Below are 2,369 nucleotides of genomic sequence, written 5' to 3'. Positions count from 1 at the left end.
TTGCCCTCTTCAATTTCAGACCCTTCAATCATAATGTAATATGTAGTTTCTCCGTCAGAATAGAATGTTACCTGTGAGAATTTACCACAATCGTCGTCTGCAAAGCCTACTAGATTAGATAGGCTTATGTCATCATAAACTCGAATTTCAGTATCATAACTTGTGAATATACTACATAGAGAAATGGTTATGTCTTCTGCAACACCACTTCCTGTATAAGTATAAAAAACGTCTCCGGCTGGATTCCCCGCCGTATTACTAGCATTTACATTACTTCCTTGAACCCTATCGCCACACTCCAGAACAATGGCTTGGGCTGGATTTTCATTTTGGGCTGGTATTGCTGTACAACTCGCATATAATGTAAAATCTCCCATACTGTTAGTGTCACCTCCTTCAATCATGATGTAGTAGGTTGATATACCATCGGAAATGAAGTTGACGACTGATTGACCACCACAAAAATTGTCATTAAATGTAATTTCATTGGCTAAGGAACAATCAGAAAAAACTCTAATTAGCGTGTCGAACTCTGTTCCGGAACACAATGAAAGTGAAATGTTCTCCATTTGGCCACTTCCTGTATATGAATAAAACACATCTGGCGATAAATTTCCACCAAAATCATCAGCTCCAACTGTTGTGCCTGTTACTAAATTTCCACAATTGAATGGTATAGCGTTTGTGCAAACATTGTTTGGTAAATCTTGTATTTGGCTTCCAGTACAATTTCCAATTAATTCGTAAACAAACTCTACTTCCGTGATAGTCCAGCTATCAGTATTGTTGTTATTAAAAACTCCTAAGCTTCCTAGTGCTGTATTGTTAGTATTATTCCAAGCTGTAGCATCAGAAATCACTTCCATCCAAACCTTTCTTCCTAGTTGCTCGCCTTCAAACTGCACAGCGTCTGATGAAATATCTAGGGTGTATTTGTAATATTGATAATCTGTTCCCGTCCCTAAGTATATCTCCTCTATAATGCTTACGTCATTTAGAGTTCTAAACGGAGTTCCAGGAAAACCATCGTCATCGTCATAGAATACAAGATCAAATGTTGTAGCTTGATCTAATGTTTGAATTATTACATTGTTAACTTCAAAAGTGCTTTCTGGAAGAATATCGATATCAATTGCTAATTTTTGATTGGTTTGTCCCATGAAAAAATGACCGTTTCCATAATTGCTTGCAGGAACCAATTGTGAGCAATTTACAGGCGTATTAGGAATCTCATCGACCACATTTAGGCTGTAATCTTCAGATTCACCAGTGCCATAGACAATACACGGATTTGCATTTGTATTATTCCATTGAAGGACAACCCTCATCCTTGTTTCTCCAAGTACTGCATCTTGAGGAATCGTAATTTCTTGGGTATGTGGGCCACTGTGATGTGCATTGTTTGCTATGGTATAAACCTCTCCGACATCATTGAGAATGCCGTTTTGATTCCAATCTATATAAGCAAATACATTTTGTGATGACAGTGCCTGATTTCTTACTGAAATGGTATAGGTTTCTCCAGTTACAACTAAACCTACCTGGTCTGTATAGTCATTATGTCCTGTACCACATTCACTGTCGTTATTTATACCAGCAAAAATAACTTTGTTAATGTGGTCAGAACTACAACTACTAAAATTAGGTTCACAGTAAACTAACCTGTTTTGGGATGAGTTGTTATTTAAAAAAGGAACATTTTCTTTATTGCTAGTAGAGATGATTTTTGTTGTAGAACTGGGGAAAATCCTGTTGCTGTCTGGTTGCGAAAATGTTCTGTGAGATTTGTCACTTTTCGAATTTCTATGCTGGCTAGTTCCGCCGCTTGATATTAATACGCAAAGTGAAAATAATAGAATTAGCTTGTATTTTTTTTTCATGAGGTGTTTGATATTTTTTCGTTGGTTCTTAGGTAATTCGATAACAAGAATAATTGTATTGATTAATTATCCAAAAAAAACATATACTTAAAAGGTACTTTGCGCATAATTTTTATTTTTCATATGTTAATAATTATTGATGTAATGAGTTGATTTTTAAGTGCACTTAGAGCTGCTGATAGATTTATGTTAAAAGTGAATAAAGCTGTGATTATCTTTCCTTATATCTTAGTTGGATAGTCAAAGGTGATACGTTTAAAAGGTGATTGAACTAAAATTTGTTATTGAAAAAGGCTGCGACTTATGAAAATGGAAACAATGAATGTTAAGAAGAGATGTGTTAGAAAAAAAAAGTTAAGACTAATCTATTATTTGCGATTGTGAAAATCGTATAATAAGGGACTATCTCATAAAGTGTGTTAGTTAAAAAAATAGCGGGGGCCGGCCCCCGCTATTTTTTTAACTAATTTTAAATTTTTACACATTATG

The 2,369-nt window shown here is 35.0% G+C and carries 1 protein-coding gene; it reads right to left on the bottom strand.

The window, feature by feature from the left end:
• A partial coding sequence (locus BLW28_RS15865; protein WP_244885854.1) for a GEVED domain-containing protein occupies nt 1-1,880 on the bottom strand: 1,880 nt, incomplete at its 3' end.
• Nucleotides 1,881-2,369 lie beyond the last annotated feature (489 nt).

Source organism: Aequorivita viscosa (assembly GCF_900106795.1).
GTDB classification, from domain to species: Bacteria; Bacteroidota; Bacteroidia; order Flavobacteriales; family Flavobacteriaceae; genus Aequorivita; species Aequorivita viscosa.
Note: the sequence above shows the minus strand (reverse complement) of the source record. Positions and strands in the feature narration are given on the sequence as shown.